The 1,280-nt window shown below is 75.5% G+C and carries 1 protein-coding gene and 1 pseudogene; one reads left to right on the top strand and one right to left on the bottom strand.

Annotated elements, in window-relative coordinates; genetic code table 11:
- A pseudogene (locus KS423_RS45640) lies at nt 1-376 on the bottom strand (hypothetical protein); the annotation flags it as partial.
- A gap of 327 nt (nt 377-703) precedes the next feature.
- On the opposite strand from KS423_RS45640, the gene KS423_RS45635 reads away from it, so the two are divergent.
- Nucleotides 704-1,207, top strand: coding sequence for an SsgA family sporulation/cell division regulator (locus KS423_RS45635; protein ID WP_224285535.1), 504 nt, complete (start codon nt 704-706; stop codon nt 1,205-1,207).
- Nucleotides 1,208-1,280: the final 73 nt, after the last annotated feature.

Below are 1,280 nucleotides of genomic sequence, written 5' to 3'. Positions count from 1 at the left end.
CGGCACCCGAGGGATGCGCCGAGACGTGCGAGGAGGGGCGGCCCGCGGCGGGGCGGCCGGGGGAGGCGCCGGACGACGGGCCGTCGGTCGGAGTCTGCGCCGAGACCGCTTCGGCCTGGTCGGTGGTGCCCGGCGTGGGCGGCGGGGTGGTGCCGACCCGGGCGACGCCGGCCCGGCGACCGATCCCCTGCTGCTCGTTGAGCAGCAGGGTGGTGGCGATGCTGATGCCGACCACGGTGGACATGGCCATCGCGGCGCCGGAGAAGCGCAGGGTGGGTAGCCGGAACAGGCCGCCGAGGCGGCGCGGCCGACCGTGCCGGCCCTGCCGTGCGGGCTCGTGCTGCACGTCCCGCGCGGTGTCCTCGCGCACAGCCACCGGACCCCTCCCTCCCCGAAGCCGCCGTCGCGTCGCCGTATTCTCCCACGCGCCGCCGCCGGGCCCGGCTCCGGCCGGCGAGGGCCGGTTCCGCGTGGGCCCGCGCGGGGAGGGGGAGAGCGTACCAGCGGGCGACCGCATCGTGATCCATCGTCATCCGTTTCGTGGACAACCGTTCGATATACGGAAGTTGACGTTCAGTCCGACAAGCGCGGTAAGGGCCGGTTGCCCCGGACGGGGGTTATTGCAACCCCCTTGCAACCCTTGCCCGCCGCGCCGGGCGTGACGCAGGCTGAGGGCATCCCACGCCGTCCCGGAGAGACCGTCATGCCGCTCGACCCGCTGTCCGCAGCCTCCAGTGCACCCCTCGCCGCCACCCCCACGGGCGGCGATGGGGACGGCTCCACCGCCGCTCCGGCGGCGGTGGAGGAGGAGGTGCTGATCCTGCGGATCTCGCTGGGCGAGGACGTGGTCGGCGAGGTGCGCACCAGGCTGCGGTTCGACGCCGCGCGCCCGTACGAGGTGCTGCTGACCTTCCACCTGGGGCGGCCGGACGAGGCCGACTGGGTGTTCTCGCGCGAACTGCTGCGCGACGGCCTGCGCACGCTGAGCGGCCAGGGCGACGTCAAACTGTGGCCGGCGTACTGCCCGTGCCACGGCGCGACGGTGCACCTGGCGCTCGAATCCCCGCACGGCAGCGCACTGCTGGAAGCCTCCAGGCCCCGGGTGCAGGCCTGGCTGGACCGCACCTACGCGCTGGTCTCCGAGCGCCAGGAGCGCCGCTGCGGCCCCACCGACGCCGAGCTGGCCGCACTGCTCGCGGACGGCTGAGGGCGGGGCGTCAGCGACGCTCCGGCGGCGCGGCGGCGCACGGCGGTGGGAGTGACGGCGCGCCGGGCAGCCG

It is taken from the genome of Streptomyces sp. LS1784 (assembly GCF_020103755.1).
In the GTDB taxonomy this organism is placed as follows: Bacteria; Actinomycetota; Actinomycetes; order Streptomycetales; family Streptomycetaceae; genus Kitasatospora.
The sequence above is the reverse complement of the archived record's forward strand: the minus strand, read 5'-3'. Positions and strand labels throughout refer to the sequence as shown.

Excerpts from the sequence above, each read along its gene's own strand:
- KS423_RS45635 (WP_224285535.1), top strand. The coding sequence starts at position 704 with ATGCCGCTCGACCCGCTGTCCGCAGCCTCCAGTGCACCCCTCGCCGCC.